Below are 25,221 nucleotides of genomic sequence, written 5' to 3'. Positions count from 1 at the left end.
CTGCATGGATGGGGGAACCACGGGCGACGCCGTCACGGGGTGAGGCCGACCACCGCCGTCGGGCCGTGGGCGTGCAGCGTCGCGTCCTCCCCGGTCAGCAGAAGGGCGTCGTGGCGGGCGAGCCGCACCCCGTCGACGTCGGCGGACCCGCTTTCGCCGAGGGCGACGATCAGGGCATGCGCCGCCCGCAGGCCGAGCCGGCCGCGTACGACCGCGACGGTCGGGGCCGGGGCGCCCCTGCGCCACATCACGTTGAGGTTGACGACGGGCCCGTCCAGCAACCGGCAGTCGGTGGGCTCGTCGCCGGGGAAGTCCTGGGGCACGCAGGTCGCGTCGACGAGCCGTCGCCGCCCGCCCACGGTCAGGTCCATGCCCGCGCCCTCCACCAGTGTCAACGTCCGCTCCACCTCGGGGAACACGGAGAACGGGCCGCTCGCCGCGACCTCGGCGAGGCTGACCCGCCAGGTGAAGTCGGCCATGCCCGCGCCCGCCGGGAAGCAGGCGATCTCACGGGTGACCCCGCCGCCGTTCTTCCAGGCCGTGGCCGCACGCCCGGCGGCGGGCAACAGGACGGTCAACGGATGATCCCCTGCGCCCGGGCCGCCCTCAGCCACGTCGGGAACTCCCCGACCAGCCGGTCGTACAGCTCCGCGTCCGACACCTTGCGCGGATCCGAACCGGCGTGGAAGAAACCGGCGTTGTCGACCGCCCGCTTCGCCGGTACGGGCAGTTCGTCGAGCTTGCGCAGGAAGTCGAACTGCTTGCTGCTCCGGTCGCCGAAGCCGATGAACTGCCAGAACAGGGGCAGCTTCGAGGCCTTGCACAGATAGCGTTCGGCGGCGAGCTTGTTGATCGGGCCGCCGTCGGTCTGGAAGACGACGAGCGCGGGGTCCTTCGAGCCGCTGTCGAGGTAGTGGTCGATGACGGCGTCCATGGCGAGGTGGTAACTGGTCTTGCCCATGTGCCCGAGCCCGGCCACGATCCGGTCCACCCGCCCCTGATGGTCGGCGAGGGCGATGTCGGTGACGGCGTCGACGTCGGTGGAGAAGAAGACGGCCGGCACCCGGCCGTCGTCGTCGAGATGCGCGGACAGGCCCAACACCCGGTCGGCGAGCGCCTGCACGCTGCCGTCCTGGTAGTACGACTTCATCGACCCCGAGTAGTCGACGACGAGGTAGACGGCGGCCCGCTGGCCGTCGAGACCGTGCTTGGTGAGGGAGACCCCGGCGCTCTTGTAGAGGTTGACCAGCGCGGGTGCGGTCTCCTGGACCTTGGTGAGACTGATCGCGACCATGGCGCACAGCCTCCCACACCCACCGGCCTTCGCCCTTTTGTTCGTTCGTCGACTAATTAGGATGGAATGACAAGGAACACGACATTCCCGCTCTAGGGTGTGCGGCATGAAACGTGCCGCCGCCCTGGTCTGCGCCGCCGTAGCGTCGACGGTGTACCTGTTCACCCCCTCCGAGCCCGCCCAGCCGACGGCCGGTGTCCAGGCGACCCAGCCGGGCCTCACCGCCCCGACCCAGAAGGAACTGGCCCAGAAGATCGTGGCCAGCGCCGAGAACGGGACGCTGAACTGGCGCAGCGCGTACGGCTATGTCGAGGACATCGGTGACGGACAGGGCTACACGGCGGGACTGATCGGCTTCTGCACCGGCACCCACGATCTGCTCACCCTCGTCGAGCGCTACACGCGCGACCACCCGGACAACGCCCTCGCCCGCTATCTCCCCGCCCTGCGCCGGGTCGACGGCACCGCCTCGCACGCCGGTCTGGACCCCGGCTTCCCGGCCGCCTGGCGGGCGGAGTCGAGGGTGCCCGCCTTCCGGGCCGCCCAGGACGTCGAGCGCGACCGTGTCTACTTCGGCCCGGCGGTCCACCGGGGCCGGGTCGACGGCCTGGGCGCGCTGGGCCAGTTCATCTACTACGACGCCCTGGTCTTCCACGGCCCCGGCGCGGGCCCGACCAGCTTCGACGGCATCCGAGCGCGCGCGATGCGGCAGGCCCGCACCCCGGCGCAGGGCGGCAAGGAGACCGACTACCTCGACGCCTTCCTGGACGCCCGCCGCCGGGCCATGCTGACCCGGCACCCCGGCATCGACACCTCGCGCGTCGACACCACCCAGCGCCGCTTCCTGAACGAGGGCAATCTCGGCCTGCGCCCCCCGCTGCGGTGGCAGGTGTACGGGGAGACGTACCGGGTGCCGTAGAGCGACCCGTACGCAGACCGGCACACCGGCACACCGGCAGACCGCAGCCAGGCAGCCGGCAGCCGGCAGCCGGCGATGAAGCCGGACATGCGGCGGCGCCTGCCCGGTCGTCCGGTCGGGGACTGTGGGGCAGGCGCCGTCTGTGTTCCGTACGCCTTTGTACGGGACGTTCTTGAGGGGTTCTCCGCAGCCGTCAGACCAGCAGCGAGCGGTCCGTCGGGCGGATCGGGGCGGGCAGTTCGCTCGCGCCGGTCAGGAACCGGTCGACGCCGCGGGCGGCCGAGCGGCCCTCCGCGATCGCCCAGACGATGAGCGACTGGCCGCGGCCGGCGTCACCGGCGACGTACACGCCCGGGACGTTGGTCCGGAAGTCGGCGTCGCGGGCGATGTTGCCGCGCTCGTCGAGCTCCAGACCGAACTGCTCCACCACGCCGTTCTCACGGTCGGTGCCGGTGAAGCCCATGGCGAGGGTGACCAGCTGGGCGGGGATCTTGCGCTCCGTGCCCGGCTTCGGGGTCAGCCTGCCGTCGATGAACTCGACCTCGCTGAGGTGCAGCCACTGGACGTTGCCGTCCTCGTCGCCCTCGAAGTGGGTGGTGGAGACGGAGTAGACCCGCTCGCCGCCCTCCTCGTGCGCGCTCGTGACCTTGTAGAGCATCGGGAAGGTCGGCCACGGCTGGGAGACCGCGTCCCGCTCCTCGCCCGGACGGGGCATGATCTCCAGCTGGGTGACCGAGGCCGCGCCCTGACGGTGGGCGGTGCCCACGCAGTCGGCGCCGGTGTCGCCACCGCCGATGACCACGACGTGCTTGCCCTCGGCCGAGATCGGGGGCGCCACGAAGTCGCCCTCCTGGACCTTGTTGGCCAGCGGCAGGAACTCCATCGCCTGGTAGACGCCCTTGAGCTCACGGCCGGGGACCGGAAGGTCGCGGGCGGTCGTGGCGCCGGCGGCGATGACGATGGCGTCGTAACGCTTCTTCAGGTCGGTCGCCTTGAGGTCGCGGCCGATCTCGATCCCGGTACGGAAGCGGGTGCCCTCCGCGCGCATCTGCTCGATACGGCGGTTGATGTGCCGCTTCTCCATCTTGAACTCGGGGATGCCGTACCGGAGGAGGCCTCCGATGCGGTCCGCGCGCTCGTAGACGGCGACGGTGTGGCCGGCCCGGGTGAGCTGCTGGGCGGCGGCCAGGCCCGCCGGGCCCGAGCCGATGACCGCGACGGTCTTGCCGGACAGGCGCTCGGGCGCCTGCGGGGCGACGTCACCGGTCTCCCACGCCTTGTCGATGATCGAGACCTCGACGTTCTTGATGGTGACGGCCGGCTGGTTGATGCCCAGCACACACGCCGACTCGCACGGAGCGGGGCACAGGCGGCCCGTGAACTCCGGGAAGTTGTTCGTGGCGTGCAGCCGCTCGGAGGCCGCCGTCCAGTCCTCGCGGTAGGCGAAGTCGTTCCACTCGGGAATCAGGTTCCCCAGCGGACAGCCGTTGTGACAGAACGGGATGCCGCAGTCCATGCACCGGCCGGCCTGCTTGCCGATGATCGGCAGCAGCGAACCGGGGACGTAGACCTCGTTCCAGTCCTTCAGACGCACGTCGACGGGACGGGACTTGGCGACCTCACGGCCGTGGTTCAAAAAGCCCTTCGGGTCAGCCATTGGTCGCCGCCTCCATCATCTTCTCGGTGATCTCGGACTCGGAGAGTCCCGCCTGCTCGGCGGCGTCCTTGGCGGCGAGCACTGCCTTGTACGTGCTGGGGATGATCTTGCTGAAGCGCTCCGCGGCGGCGTCCCAGTCGACGAGCAGCTTCGCCGCGACCGTCGAACCGGTCTCCTCGGCGTGACGGCGCACGACGTCGTGCAGCCACTGCTTGTCGGTCTCGTCCGGCGTCTCGACGGCGCCGAGGTTGCCGGCGTTGACGTTGTCGCGGTTCAGGTCGATCACGTAGGCGATGCCGCCCGACATACCGGCCGCGAAGTTGCGGCCCGTCTCGCCGAGGACCACCGCGTGACCGCCGGTCATGTACTCGCAGCCGTGGTCGCCCACGCCCTCGGAGACGACCGTCGCGCCGGAGTTGCGGACGCAGAACCGCTCACCGGTCCGGCCGCGCAGGAACAGCTCGCCGCCGGTCGCGCCGTAGGCAATGGTGTTGCCCGCGATCGTCGAGTACTCGGCGAGGTGGTCGGCGCCCCGGTCCGGGCGGACGACGACACGGCCACCCGAAAGGCCCTTGCCGACGTAGTCGTTGGCGTCGCCCTCCAGACGCAGCGTGACACCGCGCGGGAGGAAGGCGCCGAAGGACTGGCCGGCGGAACCGGTGAAGGTGATGTCGATGGTGTCCTCGGGCAGGCCCGCGCCACCGAACTTCTTCGTCACCTCGTGGCCGAGCATGGTGCCGACCGTGCGGTTGATGTTGCGGATGGCCACCTGGGCGCGCACCGGCTGGGCGTCGGTCGCGGAGTCCGCGGCCAGGGCGTCGGCGGCGAGCTTGATCAGCTCGTTGTCGAGCGCCTTCTCCAGGCCGTGGTCCTGCGTGATGACCTGGTGCAGCGCCGCACCCTCGGGCAGGGCGGGCACGTGGAACAGCGGGGCCAGGTTCAGGCCCTGTGCCTTCCAGTGGTCGACGGCGCGCTCGACGTCGAGGACCTCGGCGTGGCCGACGGCCTCCTCGATGGTGCGGAAGCCCAGCTCGGCGAGGATCTCGCGGACCTCCTCGGCGATGAACCTGAAGAAGTTCACCACGTACTCCGCCTTGCCGGCGAAGCGGTCGCGGAGCACCGGGTTCTGGGTGGCGATGCCCACCGGGCAGGTGTCCAGGTGGCAGACGCGCATCATGACGCAGCCGGAGACGACGAGCGGCGCGGTCGCGAAACCGAACTCCTCGGCGCCGAGCAGCGCGGCGATGATCACGTCGCGGCCGGTCTTCAGCTGGCCGTCGGTCTGCACGACGATCCGGTCGCGCAGGCCGTTGAGCAGCAGCGTCTGCTGGGTCTCGGCGAGGCCGAGCTCCCAGGGGCCGCCCGCGTGCTTGAGCGAGGTGAGCGGGGAGGCGCCGGTGCCGCCGTCGTGGCCGGAGATGAGCACGACGTCCGCGTGCGCCTTGGACACACCGGCCGCGACCGTGCCGACGCCGACCTCGGAGACCAGCTTCACGTGAATCCGCGCCTGCGGGTTCGCGTTCTTCAGGTCGTGGATCAGCTGGGCCAGGTCCTCGATCGAGTAGATGTCGTGGTGCGGCGGCGGGGAGATCAGACCGACACCGGGGGTGCTGTGCCGGGTCTTGGCGACCCACGGGTAGACCTTGTGGCCGGGCAGCTGGCCGCCCTCGCCGGGCTTGGCGCCCTGGGCCATCTTGATCTGGATGTCGTCGGCGTTGACCAGGTACTCGGAGGTGACGCCGAAGCGGCCGGAGGCGACCTGCTTGATCGCCGAGCGGCGCGCCGGGTCGTACAGCCGGTCCGCGTCCTCGCCGCCCTCACCGGTGTTGGACTTGCCGCCCAACTGGTTCATGGCGATGGCGAGGGTCTCGTGCGCCTCCTTGGAGATGGAGCCGTACGACATGGCGCCGGTGGAGAAGCGCTTGACGATCTCCTCGACCGACTCGACCTCGTCGATGGAGATCGGCTGACGGCCGTCGGCACCGGTCTTGAAGCCGAAGAGGCCGCGCAGCGTCATGAGGCGCTCGGACTGCTCGTTCACGCGGTCCGTGTACTTCTTGAAGATGTCGTAGCGGGCCGTGCGCGTCGAGTGCTGGAGGCGGAAGACCGTCTCCGGGTCGAACAGGTGCGGCTCGCCCTCGCGGCGCCACTGGTACTCGCCGCCTATCTCCAGGGCGCGGTGGGCCGGCGCGATGCCGCTGGCCGGGTACGCCTTGGCGTGGCGGGCGGCGACCTCCTTGGCGATGACGTCGATGCCGACGCCGCCGATCTTGGTGGCGGTGCCGCTGAAGTACTTGGTGACGAACGCGTCGTCGAGACCGACGGCCTCGAAGACCTGGGCGCCGCGGTAGGAGGCGACGGTCGAGATGCCCATCTTGGACATGACCTTCAGGACGCCCTTGCCCAGCGCGTAGATCAGGTTGCGGATCGCCTGCTCGGGCTCCATGCCGCCCAGGAAGGTGCCCGCGCGCAGCAGGTCCTCGACGGACTCCATCGCCAGGTACGGGTTGACGGCGGCGGCGCCGAAGCCGATCAGCAGGGCGACGTGGTGGACCTCGCGGACGTCACCGGCCTCGACCAGCAGGCCCACCTCGGTGCGCTGCTTGGTGCGGATGAGGTGGTGGTGGACGGCCGCGGTGAGCAGCAGCGACGGGATCGGGGCGTGCTCGGCGTCCGAGTGGCGGTCCGACAGGACGATGAGACGGGCGCCGTTGTCGATGGCGGCGTCGGCCTCGGCGCAGATCTCCTCGATGCGCGCGGCCAGCGCGTCACCGCCGCCGTGCACCCGGTACAGGCCGGAGAGCGTCGCGGCCTTGAAGCCGGGCATGTCGCCGTCGGCGTTGATGTGGATGAGCTTGGCCAGCTCGTCGTTGTCGATGACCGGGAACGGCAGGGTGACCGTCCGGCACGACGCGGCGCTCGGCTCGAGCAGGTTGCCCTGCGGGCCGAGGGAGGAGCGCAGCGAGGTCACGAGCTCTTCGCGGATCGCGTCCAGCGGCGGGTTGGTGACCTGCGCGAACAGCTGGGTGAAGTAGTCGAAGAGCAGCCGCGGGCGGGCGGAGAGCGCGGCGATCGGCGAGTCCGTGCCCATGGAGCCGAGCGGTTCGCCGGCGGTCTTGGCCATCGGCGCGAGGATGACGCGCAGCTCTTCCTCGGTGTAGCCGAAGGTCTGCTGGCGGCGGGTGACCGAGGCGTGGGTGTGCACGATGTGCTCGCGCTCGGGCAGGTCGACCAGCTCGATCTCGCCGGCCTCCAGCCACTCGGCGTAGGGCTTCTCGGCGGCGAGCTGGGCCTTGATCTCGTCGTCCTCGATGATGCGGTGCTCGGCGGTGTCGACGAGGAACATCCGGCCGGGCTGGAGGCGGCCCTTGCGGACGACCTTGGCCGGGTCGATGTCGAGGACGCCGACCTCGGAGCCGAGGACGACGAGGCCGTCGTCGGTGACCCAGTAGCGGCCGGGACGCAGACCGTTGCGGTCGAGCACGGCGCCGACCTGGACGCCGTCGGTGAAGGTGACACAGGCCGGGCCGTCCCAGGGCTCCATCATCGTGGAGTGGAACTCGTAGAAGGCGCGCCGGGCCGGGTCCATGGAGTCGTGGTTCTCCCACGCCTCCGGGATCATCATCAGCACGGAGTGCGGCAGCGAGCGGCCACCGAGGTGGAGCAGCTCGAGCACCTCGTCGAAGGACGCCGAGTCGGAGGCGTCCGGCGTACACACGGGGAAGATCCGCTCGATGGACTTCCCGTCGGCGCCGAACAGGTCCGAGACCAGCTGCGACTCGCGGGCGGTCATCCAGTTGCGGTTGCCCTTGACGGTGTTGATCTCACCGTTGTGCGCGACGAAGCGGTACGGGTGCGCGAGCGGCCACGAGGGGAAGGTGTTCGTGGAGAAGCGCGAGTGGACGAGCGACACGGCCGAGGCGAAGCGGCGGTCGGACAGGTCCGGGAAGAAGGGCTCGAGCTGACCGGTGGTCAGCATGCCCTTGTAGACGATGGTCCGCGCGGACAGCGAGGGGAAGTAGACGCCGGCCTCGCGTTCGGCGCGCTTGCGCAGCACGAACGCCTTGCGGTCGAGGTCGATGCCCGTGCTCGCGTGGTCCGTGACGAAGATCTGGCGGAAGGCCGGCATCGTCGAGCGGGCGGTGGCGCCGAGCAGCCCGGGGGCGACCGGGACCTCGCGCCAGCCGAGGACGGTGAGGCCCTCGTCGGCGGCGATCGTCTCGATCTGTGAGACGACCTCGTCGATGCCGTCCTCGGGGAGGAAGGCGATACCGACGGCGTAGCCGCCGGCCTCGGGGAGCTCAAGTCCGGCCACCTCGCGGAAGAAGGCGTCCGGGACCTGGGTCAGGATGCCCGCGCCGTCGCCGGAGTCCGGCTCGGAGCCGGTGGCGCCACGGTGTTCGAGGTTGCGCAGAACGGTGAGCGCCTGCTCGACCAGCGTGTGGCTCGCCTCGCCGGTGAGGTTGGCCACGAAGCCGACGCCACAGGCGTCGTGCTCGTTGCGGGGGTCGTACATACCCTGCGCAGCAGGGCGAGCATCCATGAAGGACCAGTTCTGGCCATTCGCGGAATGCTGGGACGGCTGGCGCGGCGTACGCATCGGCTCTCCCGTCGTCGTCTCAAGTGGCATATCTGCTGGCGAAGGGACGACGTTGGCCCTCTGCGTAACGCAAAATTTCGTGCAGGTTACATGATGGAGCGGTTCTCGGGAACCGGATACTCCGTTCCAGCATGCGGACGCCACGGTGTCACGACGGGGGTATCGCGCACGTGGCTGAAAGTATGTGGGGACCGAACGGGACGAGATCGATCAGATCGGTGTCCGCCGGTCCGGCAGGCGAGGAGAGCGGCGTCGTTCACCTCGCGAGTACGCCGAAGGCGTCATTGCCCACAGCGCTTACGGCTCATGCCCGCTGGTTAAGCACTCGAAACCAGTCAGTAACGGCTACTTATGCGGCCCAACGCATAAGTAGCATCCGCACTATCCTACGGCCGTTCCGAACCAGCTGCCCAGGGCGTACGTCACACCGGCCGCCGCACCACCGAGGGCAAGCTGCCGCAGTCCGCTGTACCACCAGGTGCGCGCGGTCACCCGGGCCACCACGGCCCCGCAGCCGAACAGCCCGAACAGCGCGAGCAGCACGGCCGGCCAGAGCGAAGCGGCGCCCAGGAGATAAGGGAGTACGGGCAGCAGCGCGCCCAGCGCGAACGCGCCGAAGCTCGACACGGCGGCGATCAGCGGCGAGGGCAGATCGGAGGGATCGATGCCCAGCTCCTCACGGGCGTGGATCTCCAGGGCCTGCTCGGGATCGCGCGACAGCTGCTGGGCGACCCGCCGGGCCAGCTCGGGCTCGACACCCCGGGCCTCGTACAGCGCGGCGAGTTCGGCCTCCTCGTCCTTGGGGTGCTTTCTCAGCTCCCGGCGCTCGACCTCGAGTTCGGCCTCGACGAGCTCGCGCTGCGAGGCGACGGAGGTGTACTCACCGGCGGCCATGGAGAAGGCACCCGCGGCGAGACCGGCGAGTCCGGTGATGACGACGGTCTGGTGACCCACCGAACCGCCGGCGACACCGGTCATCAGGGCGAGGTTGGAGACCAGGCCGTCCATCGCGCCGAAGACGGCGGGCCGCAACCAGCCCCCGTTGACGTCCCGGTGGGTGTGGTTGTCGCGGTGCGCCTCGTGCAGTGCGGCTTCGGTTTCGATGATGGCCATGAGGTCCCCCAGGGTGTTCCACAGCGCCCCAGCAAGCTGAGGCAAAGCTAAGTCTGGACTGATTCCACTTTTTGACAATCCCAAAGATACGCCGGGAGATTCCCACCCGCCAGGAAGGAAAGGCTGGGCTAACCTGCGGTTTTACCCTCGAATGCTCATACGATCGGCTGCCTGCACAGATGTCGACCGGGTGACATGAGGGCCTCCGAGGCTGAGGTCAACCGCCGACGGTGGGACACATCCGCAAAAGGGCTCCGCGCCCCGTGCGGAGCCCCTGAGGAGAGGTCGCGTATGGCATCGACCGCCTGCATCCCCTCGGTCCCGGCGCCCGGGGACGCCGCCGCACTGCGCGAACGGGCCCGCGGCGCCCTGCTCGGCCTGGCCGTGGGAGACGCCCTGGGAGCCCCCGCGGAGAACATGAAGCCCTCCGAGATCCGCGCCCGCTGGGGCCGTATCACGGGATACGTCACCGACCGGCCGGCCGGCACCGACGACACCGAGTACGCGATCTTCTCGGGCCTGCTGCTGGCCCGCCACGGCTCCGCGCTCACCCCCGCCCACGTCGAGGCGGCCTGGCACCAGTGGATCGCCGACCTCGACGAGGGACCCTTCCGCGGCGCCGGCTTCAGCGAACGCGGCACCCTGGAGAACCTCCGCCGAGGCCTGGCGGCGCCGATCTCGGCGCAGCACCGGCACGCCTGGAGCGACGGCCTGGCGATGCGCGCGGCCCCCTTCGGCGTCTTCGCCGCGGGCCGCCCGGCCGAAGCGGCCCGGCTGGTCGCGATCGACGGCGCGGTGAGCCACGACGGCGAGGGCATCTACGGCGGCCAGGCGGTCGCGGCGGGAGTGGCGGCGGCGATGGCGGGAGCGCCGGCGATCTCGGTGGTCGCCTCCGCCCTCGCCGTGGTCCCCGAGGACTCCTGGACGGCGCGTTCGCTGCGCCGGGCGGTGGCGGTGGCCCACCGGGGCGAACGGGCGGTCCGCTCCGCCGTCGTCATCGGCGGCTACCCCTGGACCGACCTCGCCCCCGAGGCCGTCGCCCTCGCCTTCGGCGCGTACGCGGCCGCCGACGGCGACTTCCGCGAAGCCGTCCTGACGGCGGTGAACATGGGCCGCGACGCGGACACGACGGCCGCGGTGGCGGGCGCCCTGGCCGGTGCCACGCAGGGCGTGTCGGCGATCCCGGCGGAGTGGGCGGCGGCGATCGGCCCGGCACGGGGCAGCTGCCTGCCGTCCATGGCGGGCCACCACGTGCTGGACGTGGCCGAGTTGCTGGTGCCGGGCGAGGGCGGAAAGTGGGGCGAGGGGATGGTCATGGACGACCTCGTGCCCAACCTGATGGGCCTCGCCCGGTTCCCCCTGCCGGACCCGACCGCCTTCACCCTGACGACGAACGACACCGCGGAGGTACGGCTGTGAGGCCACCGGGCCCCTGGCAGGAGGACACGTCCACGGGAACCCCACCCCCGGACCCCACCGAACCCACTGAACTTGCTGAACCCACCGAGCCGCCGCCGTCGGTACCGTCGACGATGTCGGCAGCGCCGACGGCGGCGGCACCGGCTACCGCGAACGGACCCGCGGTCGCCGACGGCGGGAACGCCCCACAGGGACCACCGGCACCCGACGACGAAAGCCGCACGGATGGGGCGGGTGGGAACGACAAGGCCGAAGGCGCAGCCGAGGCCATGGAGACCGCCCACCCGCGGGACGCGCGCCGCATCGAGGGCCTCCTTCTCGGCCTCGCCGCGGGCGACGCCGCCGGCTGGCCCGCCGCCCGCCACCGGGCCGCCCGGATGCCGGAGTGGACCCGCCGCCTCACCCGCGAACTCGACACCTTCGCCGAACACAACGCGACGACCACCCTCCCCGTCCCCATCGCCCTCAACCAACCCCCCGAACCCCTCCGCCTCGGCCCCTCCGACGACGCCGAGTGGGCGGCCTTCGCGGCCGAGGCGGTCCTGCGGGCCGGCGACGACGCCGCCCTCGGCGACCTCAGCCGGGAACGCCGGATGCGCGCCGCCATCGACCTCACCTGGAACGCCATCGCCTGCGAGGTCGCGGCCGCCGCCGACCGCGCGCCCGAGATCGAGTCCGCCGTCCTCCCCCTGCGCGCCCGGATCTCCGTCCGCGCCGGCCTCGGCAACCTCGCCGCAGGACTGCGACCTCCCGCCACCGGCCACGACAACCCCCACTACTTCGACGACGCGGCCTGCGTACGCGCCTGCGTCCTGGCCGTGGCCCACCCCGGCGACCCCCGACTCGCCGCCGAACTCGCCGAGTTCGACGCCCGCTACACGCAGGACGGCGACGGCGTACACGGTGCGCGCGCGATGGCGGCGGCCCTCGCGCTGGCCCTCGTCGGCGCGGACCCCGACGCCTGCGTGGCGGCGGCGCTCGCCGAACTCCCCGAGCACACCGAGATCGGCCGCAACGCCCGTCACGCCCTCGAACTGGCCCGCGGTGCCGACAGCGCCTTCGCGCTCATCCCCCTCCTGGAGCACCAGATCGTCGACCACGTCTACAGCTACGGCATCGCGGCGGCGGAGACGGTCCCGGTGGCGCTGGCCCTGGTGACGGCGTCCGGCGGCCGTATCGGCGAAGCGGTACCGGCGGCGGCCTGTCTCTCCCGGGTCGCGGACTCGGCCCCGGCCCTGGCGGGCGCGCTGACCGGCGCGTTGGGCGGCGGCGCCGCGATCCCCGTCTCCTGGCGGGACAGCTGCCGCGTCCTCTCCGGCTGTGTACTGCCCCGGCTCACCGGTACCGACCTGGTGGAACTCGCCGAACTCCTGGAAGCCACGCAACCGGCCCCTCCAGGAGGATGATTCGGGGCATGACGCCCAAAGCACAAGAAAGCAACGGCGGAACCCTGGAAGACCGCATCACCGGAGCCCTCGTCGGCGCGGCCGTCGGCGACGCGCTCGGCGGCCCCGTCGAGGGCTACTCCCCCGAGCAGATCCTCCAGCGCCACGGCAGCCGGGTCCACGGCGTCGTCGGTCCCTGGAACGGCGACGACTGGCGCACCGCCCGCCCCATCGCCCCGTACCACAAGGGCGACGGCCACGTCACCGACGACACCTTGATGACCCACGCGCTGATCAGGGTCTACGCCACGGTCCGCGATCACCTGGACTCCTACGCGATCGCCGACCACCTGGTCCCGGACCTGCTGACGACACCCCGCTGGATCCCGGAGCTGGAGGCGGAGGCGCTCCCCCTCCAGCGGATCTTCCTGGCGGAGAAATGGCTGGTGGCAAGGCTGCACTACGGCCATGTGGACCCCCGTGAGGCAGGCGTCGGCAACATCGTCAACTGTGGTGCGGCGATGTACATGGCGCCGGTGGGCCTGGTCAACGCGGCCAACCCGGCGGGCGCGTACGCCGAGGCGCTGGACATCGCCGGTGCCCACCAGTCGTCGTACGGCCGCGAGGCGGCGGGAGTCTTCGCGGCGGCGGTGGCGGCCGCGTGCACGCCGGGCGCGACGGCGGACTCCGTCGTCACGGCCTGTCTGGCCCTGGCGCAGGACGGCACCCGCACGGCGATCGAGAAGGTCTGCGAAGCGGCGGCCCGGCACACCGACTTCGAGTCGGCACTGGTGCCGCTCCGGGAGGCGGTGGCGCCCTACGACACCGTCGGCCCCGACTACCGCCGGCCCTCCCTGGCCGCCCGCCGCCCGTCCCGCCTGCACGCGATCGAGGAACTTCCCGTCGCCCTGGGCATGTTGCTGGTGGCCGACGGCGACTACCGGCAGGCGGTCCTGGGGGCGGTCAACTACGGCCGCGACTGCGATTCGATCGCGACGATGGCGGGAGCGGTGGCCGGCGCCCTCGGCTCGCCGGTCCCCGACGAGTGGTCGAAGCAGGTCGGCGAGGCCAGCCGCCTCGACCTCTGGCAGCCCGCGGCGACGCTCACCGAGGTCACCCGGGAGATCTTCGACCGCGACGTCCACCACCGCCGCACCCACGAGCGGGCGTTCTCCGCGATCGGAGGTCCGCGATGCTCCGACTGACCTGGGTCCAGCCCGAGGACCTCCTCGGCCACGAACTGCGCCAGGCGGCCGAGGACGGCCGGGAACCGTGGGCGATCGCCGCACGCTGGAAAGCGGCCGGCGGCTGCGAGGCCCCCGCCCGCGCCGGTGCGTCCCCGCAGCGCGCCTCGCGCTATCTGCGCCTCCTCGCGGACGACCTGCTGGACGAACTGGCCGACCTGCCCAGCAGATCGGCGGAACACGAGCCGACCGGACTGGAGAAGATCAGGGCCCTGTGCCCGCAGTGGCCGAGCCGTCCGGCCGGCGCGCCCGCGCAGGCCTCCGCCCCCGCCGCACTGGAAGCGGCCTGGCTGGGCCGGGCCGTCGGCTGCCTGCTGGGCAAACCGGTGGAGAAACTCCCCCTCGACGGCGTCCGCCAACTCGCCCGGTCCACCGGCAACTGGCCCCTCGCCGGCTACTTCACCGCCCGGGGAATCCCCGAGCCCCTCCTCGAGGCGCACCCCTGGAACCGCCGCTCGGCGACCACCTCCCTCGCCGAGAACATCGACGGCATGCCCGAGGACGACGACCTCAACTACCCGCTTCTCAACCTCCTCCTGCTCCAACGCCACGGCAGGGACTTCACCACCACGGATGTGGCCCGGCTCTGGCTGGACGAACTCCCCGCGGGCCGCACCTTCACCGCCGAGCGCCTCGCCCTGCGCAACCTCCTCTGCGGCATCGAGCCCCCGCTCACCGCCCGCCACCGCAACCCCTTCCGCGAGTGGATCGGCGCCCTCATCCGCGCCGACGTCCACGGCTGGACCAACCCCGGGGACCCGGCCGCGGCGGCCGAGCAGGCCCACCGCGACGCCACCCTCACGCACACCGCCAACGGCGTCTACGCGGCGATGTTCACGGCGGCCACCATCGCCACCGCCGCGACCGGCGTCCATGACGTCCACGCCTGTCTGCGCACCGGCCTGACCGTCGTCCCGCCCCGCTCCCGTCTCGCGCAGGCGGTCACCCACGCCGTCCGGCTGGCCGGGGAACACCCCGACTTCGACACCGTGGTGGACGAACTCCACGCCGCCCACCAGGGGCACCACTGGGTCCACGCCGTCCCCAACACCGCCCTGATCGCCGCCGCCCTCACCCACGCGGACGGCGACTTCACCGGCTCCATCGGCCGTGCCGTGTCCGGCGCCCTGGACACCGACTCGGCCGGCGCGACGGCCGGCGGGATCGCCGCCCTGCTCACCGGCGACCCGGCCGCCCTGCCCGACCACTGGACGGCCCCCCTCAAGAACCGCCTGGCCACCTCCGTCGCCGGCCTCGACGGCGTCGGCTTCGACACCCTGGCCCACCTCACCTGGTCCCTCATCCCCCAGGAGGCTTCCCAGCCATGACCGACATCGTCGTGCTCGGCAGCACGAACATGGACCTCGTCGCCTACGTCGAGAAGCCCCCGCAGCGCGGGGAGACCGTGACGGGACGGGAGTTCCGTACGATCCCCGGCGGCAAGGGCGCCAACCAGGCGGTCGCCGCCGCCCACGCGGGCGGCACCGTCTCGATGATCGGCGCCGTCGGCAACGACGCCTTCGGCACCCGGCTGCGCTCCACCCTGGAGCACTCCGGCGTGAACACCGACCATCTGCGCACCGTCGAGAGCCCCTCCGGCACCGCGCACATCGTCGTGGACGACGAGGGCGGCAACGCGATCGTGGTCGTCCCCGGCGCGAACGGCACCGTCGACCACCTCGTCCCCGGCGACGAGGTCCTCATCTCCTCCGCCGACGCGCTTCTGCTCCAGCTCGAGGTCCCCCTCGCCGCGGTCGTCGCGAGCGCCCGGGCGGCCCGCGCCCACGGCGTCCGGACGATCCTCACCCCGGCCCCCGCCCAGCCGCTCCCGCCCGAACTCCTCGCGGCCACCGACCTGTTGGTCCCCAACGAGCACGAGGCGGCCACGCTCACCGGCCGCACCGACCCGCGCGAGGCGGCCACCGCCCTGCTGGACAGCGTGCCGGAGGTGGTCATCACGCTCGGCGCGTCCGGCAGCCTGTACGCCACCCGGGGAGCACAGCCGCTGACCGTGCCCGCCCCGCGCGTCACCGCCGTCGACTCGACCGGCGCGGGCGACACCTTCGTCGGCGCCCTCGCGGTCGCGCTCGGCGAGGGGCGGCCCGTACGGGAGGCGCTGGCCTGGGCATCCGCGGCGGCGGCCCTGTCGGTCCAACGACCGGGCGCCTCCGCCTCGATGCCCTACCGCTCCGAGATCGAGACGCAGTACGCGTCATGACCGAGAAGACCACCGAGAAGACCCCCGAGAAGACCGCTCCCCTGCACGGTGTCCGCGTCCTGGACCTGGCCACCCTCTTCGCCGGCCCCCTCGCCGCCACCATGCTCGGCGACTTCGGCGCGGAGGTCGTCAAGGTCGAGCACCCCACCCAGCCGGACCCCTCCCGAGGCCACGGTCCGTCCAAGGACGGCGTGGGCCTCTGGTGGAAGCTCCTCGGCCGCAACAAGCGCACCATCACCCTCAACCTCTCCAGGCCCGGCGGCCGCGCCACGCTGCTGCGCCTCGCCGCCACCGCCGATGTGATCATCGAGAACTTCCGTCCCGGCACCCTGGAGAAGTGGGACCTCGGCTGGGACGCGCTGTCGGCGGCCAACCCCCGCCTGGTCCTCACCCGGGTCACCGCCTTCGGCCAGTTCGGCCCCTACGCCCACCGTCCCGGCTTCGGCACCCTCGCCGAGGCGATGAGCGGATTCGCGGCGATCACCGGCGAACCGGACGCGTCCCCGACCCTCCCGCCCTTCGGCCTGGCCGACTCGATCGCCGGTCTGGCCACCGCCTACGCCGTCATGACGGCCCTCGCCGCCCGCGACCGCACCGGCGAGGGGCAGGTCGTCGACATGGCGATCATCGAGCCCATCCTCACCGTCCTCGGCCCCCAGCCGCTCTGGTACGACCAGCTGGGATACGTCCAGGCCCGCACCGGCAACCGGTCCGCCAACAACGCCCCGCGCAACACCTACCGCACGGCCGACGGGAACTGGGTCGCCGTCTCCACGTCGGCCCAGTCGATCGCGGAGCGCGTGATGCACCTGGTCGGCCGCCCCGACCTGATCGACGAGCCCTGGTTCGCGACCGGCGCCGACCGGGCCGCCCACGCCGACCTGCTCGACGAGGCGGTCGGCAGCTGGATCGCCGCCCGCAGCCGCACCGACGTCCTCGCCGCCTTCGAGAAGGCGGAGGCCGCGATCGCCCCGATCCAGGACGTACGCGACGTGATGGCGGACCCCCAGTACCAGGCCCTCGACACGATCACCGCGGTCGAGGACCCCGAGCTGGGCCGGATCCGCATGCAGAACGTCCTCTTCCGGCTCTCCTCGACCCCCGGCGCGATCCGCTGGACCGGCCGCCCGCACGGCGCCGACACCGAGGAGGTCCTGACCGAACTGGGCCTGACCGAAGCCGAGTTGACATCCCTCCGCGAGGCGGGCGCCGTATGACGAAAACCCCTCTGACCTGGCTCTATGTACCCGGTGACCGCCCGCAGACCGTCACCAAGGCTCTCGCCTGCGGCGCCGACGTCGTCATCGTCGACCTGGAGGACGCGGTCGCCCCCGACCGCAAGGAGTACGCCCGCACGGCCACCGCCGAACGCCTCCGCGAGCCCCAGCCGGTCCCGGTCCACGTCCGGGTGAACGCCCTGGACAGCCCCTTCGCCGCGGCGGACCTCCGCACGATGGCCGCCCTCCCCGGGGTATCCGCCCTGCGCCTGCCGAAAGTGACGTCCCCGCACCAGATCACCCGCGTCGCCGCGGCCGTGCCGCCCGCGGACCGTGGAGCCACCCCCCTCCACGCCCTCCTGGAAACGGCCCTCGGCATCGAACACGCCTTCGCCATCGCCTGCGCCCACCCCTCGCTGCGCGGCATCGCCCTCGGCGAGGCGGACCTACGAGCCGACCTGGGCGTCCGCGACGACGCGGGCCTCGACTGGTCCCGCGCCCGGGTCGTGATCGCCGCCCGGGCCGCGGGTCTGGCGCCGCCACCCCAGTCGGTGCACCCCGACATCCGTGACCTGGAGGGCCTGGCCACCAGCTGCGCCCACGGCCGCACCCTGGGTTTCCTCGGCCGCGCCGCCATCCACCCCCGCCAGCTCCCGATCATCGAACGGGCCTACCTGCCCACCCAGCACGAGCTGGAGGAAGCCGAGACGATCGTGAAAGCGGCGGCCACCGAGCAGGGCGCCCAGGCCCTCCCGGACGGCCGGTTCGTCGACGCGGCCGTGGTGGCGATGGCACAGCGCACCCTGTCCCTGGCAGCCCGCGGGGACTGAACCCTCCCCGTCGCACACAGACGACGAGGGCGCCCGGCAGATCCCGGGCGCCCTCGTCGTCGTACGAACAACCAGCCGTCAGCTCTTCTTGCCGGCCGACTCGGCTCCGTCCTTGACCTCGTCCTTCACCCCGGCCACGTCCTCGGCCGGGTCCTCGGCCTTCACCGCAGCGGCCTTCCCGACCTCACCCTTCGCACCGGCGTCCGCCTTCGCACCGTCGTCGGCCTTGGCGTCGGCAGATGCCTTGGCATCGGTGGAGGCCTTGGTGCCGGCAGAGACCTTGGTGTCCGCCTCGCCCTGGGCGTCGGCGTCGGTCTCGGCCTTCGCTTCGCCGTCGCTCTTCGCGCCGGTCTTCGCGTCGGCCTTCGCCTCGGTCTTCACGTCGGCGCCGGACGCAGCCTTGTCCTTGCCCTCAGCCTTGTCCTTGGCCTCGGCCGCGTCCTCCGACTCCGACGTGCCTTCGCCGTCGGCTTCCGTCCCACCGCCGGAGGCAACCGCACCCGGTTCGACCACCGCTTCGCGCCCCGGCCGCTTCTTCGCCGAGATCACGATGTAGATCACCGCGAGCACGAACACGACCATCGCGGTCCAGTCGTTCAGCCGCAGGCCCAGGATGTGGTGGGCGTCGTCGACCCGCATGTACTCGATCCACGCGCGGCCCACGCAGTACGCGGCGACGTACAGCGCGAAGGCCCGCCCGTGTCCGAGCTTGAAGCGGCGGTCGGCCCAGATGACGAGGAGCGCGACGCCGATGCACCACAGCGACTCGTACAGGAACGTCGGGTGGTAGTAGCCGGGCACCCGGCCGTCCGCCGAGGACGTGATGTGCACCGCCCAGGGAAGGTCGGTCTGCTTGCCGTACAGCTCCTGGTTGAACCAGTTGCCCCAGCGGCCGATCGCCTGGGCGAGGGCGATACCGGGCGCGATGGCGTCGGCGTACGCGGGCAGCGCGATGCCCCGGCGGCGGCAGCCGATCCACGCGCCCACCGCGCCGAGCGCGATCGCGCCCCAGATACCGAGGCCGCCCTCCCAGACCTTGAAGGCGTCCACCCAGTCGCGGCCCTCGCTGAAGTACAGCTCGTAGTCCGTGATCACGTGGTAGAGCCGACCGCCGACCAGTCCGAAGGGCACCGCCCAGACGGAGATGTCGGCCACCGTGCCGGTCTGTCCGCCGCGGGCGACCCAGCGCCTGTTGCCGAGCCAGACCGCGACGAAGACGCCGATGATGATGCAGAACGCGTAGCCGCGCAACGGAACGGGGCCGAGATACAGCACTCCGTGCGACGGGCTGGGAATGTAGGCAAGTTCCATGGCAGGGTCGACGCTACCGTGCCGGACCGGGCCGACGACGGGCAGCCCGGCTACGGCTCCATAACGAGCGGGTGTGCAGGGGCCTCACCCCTGGTCACCCTTTGTCGGCTTCCTCCACCATCTGCTTCAGCTTGGCCGGCGTCATCGACTGGTCGGCGTAGATGTTCTTGCCGTTGAACAGCACGGTCGGAGTGCCGCCGAAGTGGCCGTTCTGGAATGCCTGGTTGGACTTCTCGACCCAGCTGTTGTGCGTGCCGTCCTCGACGCAGGTGCGGAACGCCGGCGTGTCGAGGCCGTCCACCTTGGCGGCGAGCCCGATGAGCTTGCTGTTCTCGGCGAAGGCGTCGTCCGTCTCCTCAGGCTGGTTCTCGTACAGCACGTCGTGGTACGCGGGGAACTTCCCGGCGTCCTGCGCGCACGCCGCCGCGTTGGCCGCGTTACGGGAGCCGCTGCCGCCCATGTTGCCGTCGATGAGCGTGGCCAGGTGGTACTCGACCCTGAGCTTCCCGGCGTCCGTCAGCTCGTGGATCGTGGGGCTGTACGCCGCCTCGAAGGCCTTGCAGGCCGGGCAGCGGAAGTCCTCCCACACGGTGAGCGTGGACTTGGCACCGTCCTTGCCGACGGGGATCGCGAGCGCGTCCTCGCCCTGCGCTCCCGAGGGGGCGACGACCGGCCCCGCCTTGTCGCTGCTGTCGTCCTTGCCGGAGTTCGCCGCGACGACCCCGATCACCGCCGCCAGACCCAGGACGCAGACGACGCTCGACGCGACGATCAACGTCCGCCGTCGCCGCTCCGCGGCCTTCTGTTTCTCTCGCTCGTCCGCCAGCCGCTCCCTGGCGGTGCGCTTTCCCGCACGATTCTTCTCGCTCACACCCCCAGAACGAACCGGGGAGGCGCATTGCGCCTCCCCGACCCCAGGTCCACCCGTTCGAGTGACCCGGAGAAATATCCCGCTCTGTTACGCCCGTACCCGCCTACGCCTGTCGGCGCACGCCCTTCGCCAGCTCGCCCGCGAGCTCGCGGACCGCCTCGACACCGGCCGCGTCGTCCGGCGCGTCCAGCATCCGCTTGACGAAGGCCGAGCCGACGATCACGCCGTCGGCGAAGCCGGCGACCTCGGCGGCCTGCTTGGCGTCGGAGACGCCGAGGCCGACGCAGACGGGCAGGCCGGTGCCGGTGGCCCTGGTCCGCTCGACCAGGTCCTGGGCCTGCGCGCCCACCGACTCACGGGTGCCGGTGACCCCCATCAGCGAAGCGGCGTAGACGAAGCCGCTGCCCGCCTCGGTGATCTGCGCGAGCCGCGCGGCCTTGCTGCTGGGCGCCACGACGAAGACCGTCGCGAGGCCGTGCTTGTGGGCGTGTTCCCTCCACAGCGCCGACTCCTGGACCGGCAGGTCGGGCAGGATGCAGCCCGCGCCGCCCGCCTCGGCCAGCTCGGCGGTGAAGCGCTCGACGCCGTAGCGGTCGATCGGGTTCCAGTAGGTCATGACGAGGATCGGCTTCCCGGTGGCCTCGAAGGCCTCCCGGACCGTCCGCATCACGTCCGCGATCCGCACCCCGCCGCGCAGGGCGATGTCGTCGGCGGTCTGGATGACCGGGCCGTCGAGGACCGGGTCGCTGTGCGGCAGACCGACCTCGACGATGTCCGCGCCACCGTCGATGACGGCCTTGATCGCCTCGATGCCGCCGTCCACGGTCGGGAACCCGGCCGGGAGGTAGGCGATGAGCGCGGCGCGGCCCTCCGCCTTCGCGTCGGCGAGGGTGTCCGACAGCAGCCCGCTGTTCCCACCGGTGAATTCGGCCCCGCTCACTTGGCGTCCCCCTCGATCTCGGCGGTGTCGGCCGCGTTGGCGGCGACCTCGGCGTCGGTGTCGTACAGGCCGAAGTAACGGGCGGCCGTGTCCATGTCCTTGTCGCCGCGGCCGGACAGGTTGACGACGATCAGCCCGTCCTTGCCGAGCTCCTTGCCGACCTCCAGGGCCCCGGCCAGCGCGTGCGCGCTCTCGATGGCCGGGATGATGCCCTCGGTGCGCGACAGCAGGCGCAGCGCCTGCATGGCCGCGTCGTCGGTGACCGCGCGGTACTCGCCGCGGCCGCTGTCCTTGAGGTAGGAGTGCTCGGGGCCGATGCCCGGGTAGTCCAGGCCCGCCGAGATGGAGTACGGCTCGGTGATCTGGCCCTCGTCGTCCTGCAGGACGTAGGAGCGCGAGCCGTGCAGGATGCCGGGCTCGCCCGCGGTGAGGGTGGCCGCGTGCTCGCCGGTGTCGATGCCGTGGCCGGCCGGCTCGCAGCCGATCAGCCGGACGTCGGCGTCCGGGATGAAGGCGTGGAAGAGGCCGATGGCGTTGGAGCCGCCGCCGACGCAGGCGACGGCCGCGTCGGGGAGGCGTCCGGCGCGCTCCAGGATCTGACGGCGGGCCTCGACGCCGATGACGCGGTGGAAGTCGCGCACCATGGCCGGGAAGGGGTGCGGTCCGGCGACCGTGCCGAACAGGTAGTGGGTGCGGTCGACGTTGGCGACCCAGTCGCGGAAGGCCTCGTTGATGGCGTCCTTCAGCGTGCGGCTGCCGGACTTCACGGCCACGACCTCGGCGCCCAGCATGCGCATGCGCGCCACGTTGAGGGCCTGGCGCTGGGTGTCGATCTCGCCCATGTAGATGGTGCACTCGAGGCCGAAGAGGGCGCAGGCGGTGGCCGTCGCCACGCCGTGCTGGCCGGCGCCGGTCTCGGCGATCACGCGTGTCTTGCCCATGCGCCGGGTGAGCAGCGCCTGCCCGAGCACGTTGTTGATCTTGTGGGAGCCGGTGTGGTTGAGGTCCTCGCGCTTGAGGAACACCCGGGCACCGCCGGCGTGTTCGGCGAACCTCGGCACCTCGGTGAGGGAGCTGGGCCGGCCGGTGTAGTGCACGAGCAGGTCGTCGAGCTCGCGGGCGAACTCGGGGTCGTGCTTGGCCTTGTCGTACTCGACGGCGACCTCGTCCACGGCGGCGACGAGGGCCTCCGGGATGAACTTGCCGCCGAACGCGCCGAAGTAGCCCTCGGCGCTGGGGACCTGACCCTCGGGGTCGGGAATGAAGAACTCGCTGGGCATGCGGAAACCTCACGGTGAGTGTGTGTTGGGCACTGTCGCCGTGGGGGCAGGGACGGTCAGTCGGCTGCGGGACCGTTGTGGCTGGTCGCGCCCGCGCGGCGGTGGCCGCACATCCGAAGGAGCCCCGCGCCCCTGACGGGGCGCTGCCATCGCATGCCGTTCACCTGGCCGGGCTCGTCTCCGATGACGTACCGCACGCGCCGGCCGTGCACCCGGCGTGCGGGCGCCCGGCAGCCACGGGGGCGGCAGCCGCGCGCGAGGCGGGCGTACCTGTCCATGGCCGTCGTCGTGGGTGTCATCGAGGCCGATCCTACCGGGAGATCAGCCGCGGCCGTGGCGGAGTGCGGGGTGCTCGCCCGCCGCCACCAGGTCGGCCACCGCCGTCTTCGGGTCGCGGCCGGTCACCAGGGACTCGCCGACCAGGACCGCGTCGGCGCCGGCGTTGGCGTACGCGATGAGGTCGTGCGGGCCCCGGACGCCGGACTCGGCGACGCTGACGACGTGGGCCGGGATCTCGGGGGCGACGCGCTCGAAGGTGCCCCGGTCGACCTCGAGGGTCTTCAGGTTGCGCGCGTTGACACCGATCACCTTGGCGCCCGCGTCGACCGCGCGCTCCACCTCGTCCTCGTCGTGGACCTCGACGAGCGGGGTGAGGCCGATGGAGACGGCGCGCTCGATCAGCGACTCGAGGGCGGGCTGTTCGAGGGCGGCCACGATCAGCAGCGCGAGGTCGGCGCCGTACGCGCGGGCCTCCCACAGCTGGTACGAGGTGACGATGAAGTCCTTGCGCAGCACGGGAATGTCGACCCGCGCGCGTACCGCCTCGAGGTCGGCGAGGGAGCCGCCGAAGCGGCGCTGTTCGGTGAGGACGGAGATGACGGCCGCGCCGCCCGCCTCGTAGTCCGCGGCCAGTCCGGCCGGGTCGGCGATCGCGGCCAGCGCGCCCTTGGACGGGCTGGAGCGCTTGACCTCGCAGATCACCTTGACGCCGTCGCCCCGGAGCGCGGCCACCCCGTCCTTGGCGGCGGGGGCCTTCGCCGCGCGCTCCTTGAGCTCGTCGAGGCTGACGCGCGCCTGCCGCTCCGCGAGGTCGGCACGGACTCCGTCGATGATCTCGTCGAGCACACTCACGCGAGCGGCCCCCTTCCAGCGGTTGAGAGACGGTTGACAGTTCCAGCGACCAGTAGAAAAGAGGTGGTCACTGCGATGGTATCCGGAGGAAGGCGAAGGCCTCACATCCGGTTGACGCCGGTCCCACTACCTGGACATTCGCCGGTTGATCAAGGATGCAGCCAGCCACCGAACGGCAGGTTCCGGACAACCGTGAAGACCAGCACGAACGCGCCCAGCGTCCACAGCAGCACCGAGGTCGGTTCCACGCGCGCGGGGCGTCCGCGCACCGCGCGGACCACCCAGACGGTCCACACCACCGCGAAGCCCAGATAGCCGACGACGGCCAGTGCGTTGTCGTGCAGGGCGGCGGCGAGGTCCCCGTGCACGAAGGCGTGCGCGCTGCGCAGTCCGCCGCAGCCCGGGCAGTACAGGCCCGTGATGCGCAGGAGCGGGCAGACCGGATAGTGGCCGGGCTCGTTGGGGTCGACGGTCCCGACGTACGCGAAGGCCCCGACGACGGCCGCGAGGGTCCCGGCGGGCACCGCGAGTCGTCCGAGCAGGGTTGCCGGGGGTGTCGGGGACGGCCGGGGTGTCACCCGCCGGTTGTCGGCGTTCACGCCTCGTATTGTGCCCCGGCGGGGCGCCGCGCGCGCGTGAGGGGCGGCCGGTGTGCACCGGCCGCCCCTCACGAGGTCCCGCGGAAGTCCTGCCGAAGTCTTCGGGGCTCAGGCCTCGGCGGTCGCCGGCTCGCGGGTGGCCGTGACCTGGTGCACCGGGTGGGCCTCCTTCGGCATGCCGAGGCCCATCGAGCGCATGATGCCGCCGACGACACCGCCGAGGGCCACGATCGCCATGCCGGCCCAGAAGCCGAGCGGCTCGGCCATCACCATGAACGCGCCCGCGACGGTGAACCCGATGAAGACGATGGTGACACCGGTCCAGGCGGCCGGGGTGTGTCCGTGGCTGCTGCCCGCCATGACTTGCTCCTCATTGCTGTCTCTGTGTCCGTCCGAGCCGGACGCTCGTCGTCCATTGTCCCGTACCGGCGCGCGCCGCGGACGCGGGGGTGGCCTCCGGTCGCGTCTGATTCACCACATCGGGAACCGCGCGACCGTACGCCGGCCGGGCCGCGCGCGGTCGGGTTCAGGCGGGATCCGCGCCCGTCGGGTCCTCGCCCCGGTCCAGCGCCTTCCACATGTCCTCGGGCCGGTCCGGGTCGACGGGCTTGGCCGCGCGCCGGGGGCGCGGGGTGCCGTCGCGTTCGTAGCGGCCGGACATCGCGGGCCACAGGCGGCCGTAGCGCAGGGCGAGCAGGCCGGCCAGCAGGATCAGGGCGCCGCCCGCGGCCGCGGCGTAGGGCCACGCGGTGTGGCTGAAGGAGGCGACGGTCGCCGAGGTGTCGCCGGAGGCGCGGGCGGCCTGCTCGTCGAGCGAGGAGCCGTCGGAGGCGCCGAGCAGGGCGGCGGTCATGATGCCGGCGCCGGAGAGCGCGAGCAGCGCGGAGACCGCGAAGCGGCCGGTCCTGCGGACGGCGAAGACGGCGACGAGCGCGGCGAGGGCCGCTATGGCGAGCGCCGCGGGCACGCCCGTCACGTCGCTGCCCCTGGCGGTCAGCGGGAAGGCGCCGCCGGCCACCGTGGCCGTGCCCTCCGACCAGCGCTGCCGGGTGGACAGCAGGGTCACGGCCGAGCCCAGCGCGCCGAACAGCAGGGCGAGCGCGAGGCTTCGGCGGCCGGACCCGGCGGGGGCGGCGGCTTCGGATCGGGGGTGCGGAACAGCAGTCACGTACTCCACTATCGCCTGAACCCCG

Annotated in this window: 22 protein-coding genes; 8 read left to right on the top strand and 14 right to left on the bottom strand. The window is 72.0% G+C overall.

All coding sequences use genetic code 11. The features are described 5' to 3' along the window. Positions 1-32 precede the first annotated feature (32 nt). Both OG933_RS32020 and OG933_RS32015 read right to left on the bottom strand, forming a co-directional pair. A complete protein-coding gene (locus OG933_RS32020; RefSeq protein WP_362520284.1) occupies positions 33-578 on the bottom strand; it encodes a HutD family protein in 546 nt (181 codons plus the stop codon). Next, positions 575-1,294: a vWA domain-containing protein gene (locus OG933_RS32015; RefSeq protein ID WP_405630299.1), complete on the bottom strand. Its 720-nt coding sequence runs from the start codon at positions 1,292-1,294 to the stop codon at positions 575-577. Before OG933_RS32015 ends, OG933_RS32020 begins: the two co-directional genes overlap by 4 nt. A 106-nt stretch (positions 1,295-1,400) precedes the next feature. Between OG933_RS32015 and OG933_RS32010 the strand changes: the two genes are divergently transcribed. Continuing rightward, positions 1,401-2,213 carry a chitosanase gene (locus OG933_RS32010; RefSeq protein WP_405630297.1) on the top strand — a complete coding sequence of 271 codons (813 nt, stop codon included), beginning with the start codon at positions 1,401-1,403 and terminating at the stop codon, positions 2,211-2,213. Between the two features lie 193 nt (positions 2,214-2,406). Here the strand turns inward: OG933_RS32010 and OG933_RS32005 are convergent, their stop codons facing one another. From OG933_RS32005 to OG933_RS31995, 3 genes are all read right to left on the bottom strand, one after another. Continuing rightward, the gene (locus OG933_RS32005; RefSeq protein ID WP_362520278.1) at positions 2,407-3,870 is read right to left on the bottom strand and encodes a glutamate synthase subunit beta; all 1,464 of its coding nucleotides are present in this window, start codon (positions 3,868-3,870) and stop codon (positions 2,407-2,409) included. After that, positions 3,863-8,470 carry a glutamate synthase large subunit gene (gltB, locus tag OG933_RS32000; RefSeq protein WP_405630294.1) on the bottom strand — a complete coding sequence of 1,536 codons (4,608 nt, stop codon included), beginning with the start codon at positions 8,468-8,470 and terminating at the stop codon, positions 3,863-3,865. The genes OG933_RS32005 and gltB overlap by 8 nt, the downstream gene beginning before the upstream one ends. Before the next feature lie 381 nt (positions 8,471-8,851). Continuing rightward, entirely contained in the window at positions 8,852-9,583 is a 732-nt protein-coding gene (locus OG933_RS31995; RefSeq protein ID WP_054242915.1) for a VIT1/CCC1 transporter family protein, read from the bottom strand. A gap of 291 nt (positions 9,584-9,874) precedes the next feature. Between OG933_RS31995 and OG933_RS31990 the strand changes: the two genes are divergently transcribed. From OG933_RS31990 to OG933_RS31960, 7 genes are read left to right on the top strand one after another with little or no spacing between them, the layout of a single operon-like run. Further along, complete coding sequence (locus tag OG933_RS31990) at positions 9,875-11,002, top strand: ADP-ribosylglycohydrolase family protein (protein ID WP_362520271.1); 1,128 nt, start codon at positions 9,875-9,877, stop codon at positions 11,000-11,002. After that, positions 10,999-12,408 (top strand): ADP-ribosylglycohydrolase family protein, encoded by a 1,410-nt coding sequence (locus OG933_RS31985; RefSeq protein WP_405630291.1) that lies wholly within the window; start codon positions 10,999-11,001, stop codon positions 12,406-12,408. Before OG933_RS31990 ends, OG933_RS31985 begins: the two co-directional genes overlap by 4 nt. A gap of 8 nt (positions 12,409-12,416) precedes the next feature. Beyond that, positions 12,417-13,592, top strand: coding sequence for an ADP-ribosylglycohydrolase family protein (locus OG933_RS31980; RefSeq protein ID WP_405630289.1), 1,176 nt, complete (start codon positions 12,417-12,419; stop codon positions 13,590-13,592). Further along, positions 13,580-14,959 carry an ADP-ribosylglycohydrolase family protein gene (locus OG933_RS31975; RefSeq protein ID WP_405630288.1) on the top strand — a complete coding sequence of 460 codons (1,380 nt, stop codon included), beginning with the start codon at positions 13,580-13,582 and terminating at the stop codon, positions 14,957-14,959. The genes OG933_RS31980 and OG933_RS31975 overlap by 13 nt, the downstream gene beginning before the upstream one ends. Next, positions 14,956-15,849, top strand: coding sequence for a ribokinase (gene rbsK / locus OG933_RS31970; RefSeq protein WP_267020433.1), 894 nt, complete (start codon positions 14,956-14,958; stop codon positions 15,847-15,849). The genes OG933_RS31975 and rbsK overlap by 4 nt, the downstream gene beginning before the upstream one ends. Further along, positions 15,846-17,066: a CaiB/BaiF CoA transferase family protein gene (locus OG933_RS31965; RefSeq protein WP_405630285.1), complete on the top strand. Its 1,221-nt coding sequence runs from the start codon at positions 15,846-15,848 to the stop codon at positions 17,064-17,066. Before rbsK ends, OG933_RS31965 begins: the two co-directional genes overlap by 4 nt. Then, entirely contained in the window at positions 17,063-17,896 is an 834-nt protein-coding gene (locus OG933_RS31960) for an HpcH/HpaI aldolase/citrate lyase family protein (protein WP_405630282.1), read from the top strand. The genes OG933_RS31965 and OG933_RS31960 overlap by 4 nt, the downstream gene beginning before the upstream one ends. 78 nt (positions 17,897-17,974) lie before the next feature. On the opposite strand, the gene lgt is transcribed toward OG933_RS31960, so the two are convergent. The 9 genes from lgt to OG933_RS31915 form a co-directional block, all read right to left on the bottom strand. Then, positions 17,975-19,207, bottom strand: a complete 1,233-nt coding sequence (gene lgt, locus OG933_RS31955) for a prolipoprotein diacylglyceryl transferase (protein WP_405630280.1) — start codon at positions 19,205-19,207, stop codon at positions 17,975-17,977. 94 nt (positions 19,208-19,301) lie between these two features. Further along, positions 19,302-20,078, bottom strand: a complete 777-nt coding sequence (locus OG933_RS31950; protein WP_362520256.1) for a thioredoxin domain-containing protein — start codon at positions 20,076-20,078, stop codon at positions 19,302-19,304. 103 nt (positions 20,079-20,181) lie between these two features. Beyond that, the gene (gene trpA / locus OG933_RS31945) at positions 20,182-21,018 is read right to left on the bottom strand and encodes a tryptophan synthase subunit alpha (RefSeq protein ID WP_362520253.1); all 837 of its coding nucleotides are present in this window, start codon (positions 21,016-21,018) and stop codon (positions 20,182-20,184) included. Next, a complete protein-coding gene (gene trpB / locus OG933_RS31940) occupies positions 21,015-22,298 on the bottom strand; it encodes a tryptophan synthase subunit beta (protein ID WP_362267444.1) in 1,284 nt (427 codons plus the stop codon). Before trpB ends, trpA begins: the two co-directional genes overlap by 4 nt. A 56-nt stretch (positions 22,299-22,354) precedes the next feature. Beyond that, on the bottom strand, positions 22,355-22,597 hold the full coding sequence (gene trpM / locus OG933_RS31935) for a tryptophan biosynthesis modulator TrpM (protein ID WP_362520250.1): 243 nt from the start codon (positions 22,595-22,597) through the stop codon (positions 22,355-22,357). Between the two features lie 22 nt (positions 22,598-22,619). Next, entirely contained in the window at positions 22,620-23,429 is an 810-nt protein-coding gene (gene trpC / locus OG933_RS31930) for an indole-3-glycerol phosphate synthase TrpC (RefSeq protein ID WP_028806852.1), read from the bottom strand. Between the two features lie 149 nt (positions 23,430-23,578). Then, complete coding sequence (locus tag OG933_RS31925; protein ID WP_405633575.1) at positions 23,579-24,037, bottom strand: DUF2752 domain-containing protein; 459 nt, start codon at positions 24,035-24,037, stop codon at positions 23,579-23,581. Positions 24,038-24,136: 99 nt separating this feature from the next. Continuing rightward, the gene (locus OG933_RS31920; protein ID WP_362520247.1) at positions 24,137-24,388 is read right to left on the bottom strand and encodes an HGxxPAAW family protein; all 252 of its coding nucleotides are present in this window, start codon (positions 24,386-24,388) and stop codon (positions 24,137-24,139) included. A gap of 166 nt (positions 24,389-24,554) precedes the next feature. Beyond that, entirely contained in the window at positions 24,555-25,205 is a 651-nt protein-coding gene (locus tag OG933_RS31915; protein WP_020129887.1) for a TIGR02234 family membrane protein, read from the bottom strand. Positions 25,206-25,221: the final 16 nt, after the last annotated feature.

Source organism: Streptomyces sp. NBC_00016, assembly GCF_045040885.1.
GTDB lineage: Bacteria > Actinomycetota > Actinomycetes > Streptomycetales > Streptomycetaceae > Streptomyces > Streptomyces coriariae.
Note: the sequence above shows the minus strand (reverse complement) of the source record. Positions and strands in the feature narration are given on the sequence as shown.

Excerpts from the sequence above, each read along its gene's own strand:
- OG933_RS31990 (WP_362520271.1), top strand. The coding sequence starts at position 9,875 with ATGGCATCGACCGCCTGCATCCCCTCGGTCCCGGCGCCCGGGGACGCC.
- OG933_RS32005 (WP_362520278.1), bottom strand. The coding sequence starts at position 3,870 with ATGGCTGACCCGAAGGGCTTTTTGAACCACGGCCGTGAGGTCGCCAAG.
- OG933_RS31960 (WP_405630282.1), top strand. The coding sequence starts at position 17,063 with ATGACGAAAACCCCTCTGACCTGGCTCTATGTACCCGGTGACCGCCCG.
- OG933_RS31965 (WP_405630285.1), top strand. The coding sequence starts at position 15,846 with ATGACCGAGAAGACCACCGAGAAGACCCCCGAGAAGACCGCTCCCCTG.
- OG933_RS31995 (WP_054242915.1), bottom strand. The coding sequence starts at position 9,583 with ATGGCCATCATCGAAACCGAAGCCGCACTGCACGAGGCGCACCGCGAC.
- trpM (WP_362520250.1), bottom strand. The coding sequence starts at position 22,597 with ATGACACCCACGACGACGGCCATGGACAGGTACGCCCGCCTCGCGCGC.
- OG933_RS31920 (WP_362520247.1), bottom strand. The coding sequence starts at position 24,388 with ATGGCGGGCAGCAGCCACGGACACACCCCGGCCGCCTGGACCGGTGTC.
- OG933_RS32015 (WP_405630299.1), bottom strand. The coding sequence starts at position 1,294 with ATGGTCGCGATCAGTCTCACCAAGGTCCAGGAGACCGCACCCGCGCTG.
- OG933_RS32010 (WP_405630297.1), top strand. The coding sequence starts at position 1,401 with ATGAAACGTGCCGCCGCCCTGGTCTGCGCCGCCGTAGCGTCGACGGTG.
- trpB (WP_362267444.1), bottom strand. The coding sequence starts at position 22,298 with ATGCCCAGCGAGTTCTTCATTCCCGACCCCGAGGGTCAGGTCCCCAGC.
- gltB (WP_405630294.1), bottom strand. The coding sequence starts at position 8,470 with ATGCGTACGCCGCGCCAGCCGTCCCAGCATTCCGCGAATGGCCAGAAC.
- rbsK (WP_267020433.1), top strand. The coding sequence starts at position 14,956 with ATGACCGACATCGTCGTGCTCGGCAGCACGAACATGGACCTCGTCGCC.
- lgt (WP_405630280.1), bottom strand. The coding sequence starts at position 19,207 with ATGGAACTTGCCTACATTCCCAGCCCGTCGCACGGAGTGCTGTATCTC.
- OG933_RS31975 (WP_405630288.1), top strand. The coding sequence starts at position 13,580 with ATGCTCCGACTGACCTGGGTCCAGCCCGAGGACCTCCTCGGCCACGAA.
- OG933_RS31980 (WP_405630289.1), top strand. The coding sequence starts at position 12,417 with ATGACGCCCAAAGCACAAGAAAGCAACGGCGGAACCCTGGAAGACCGC.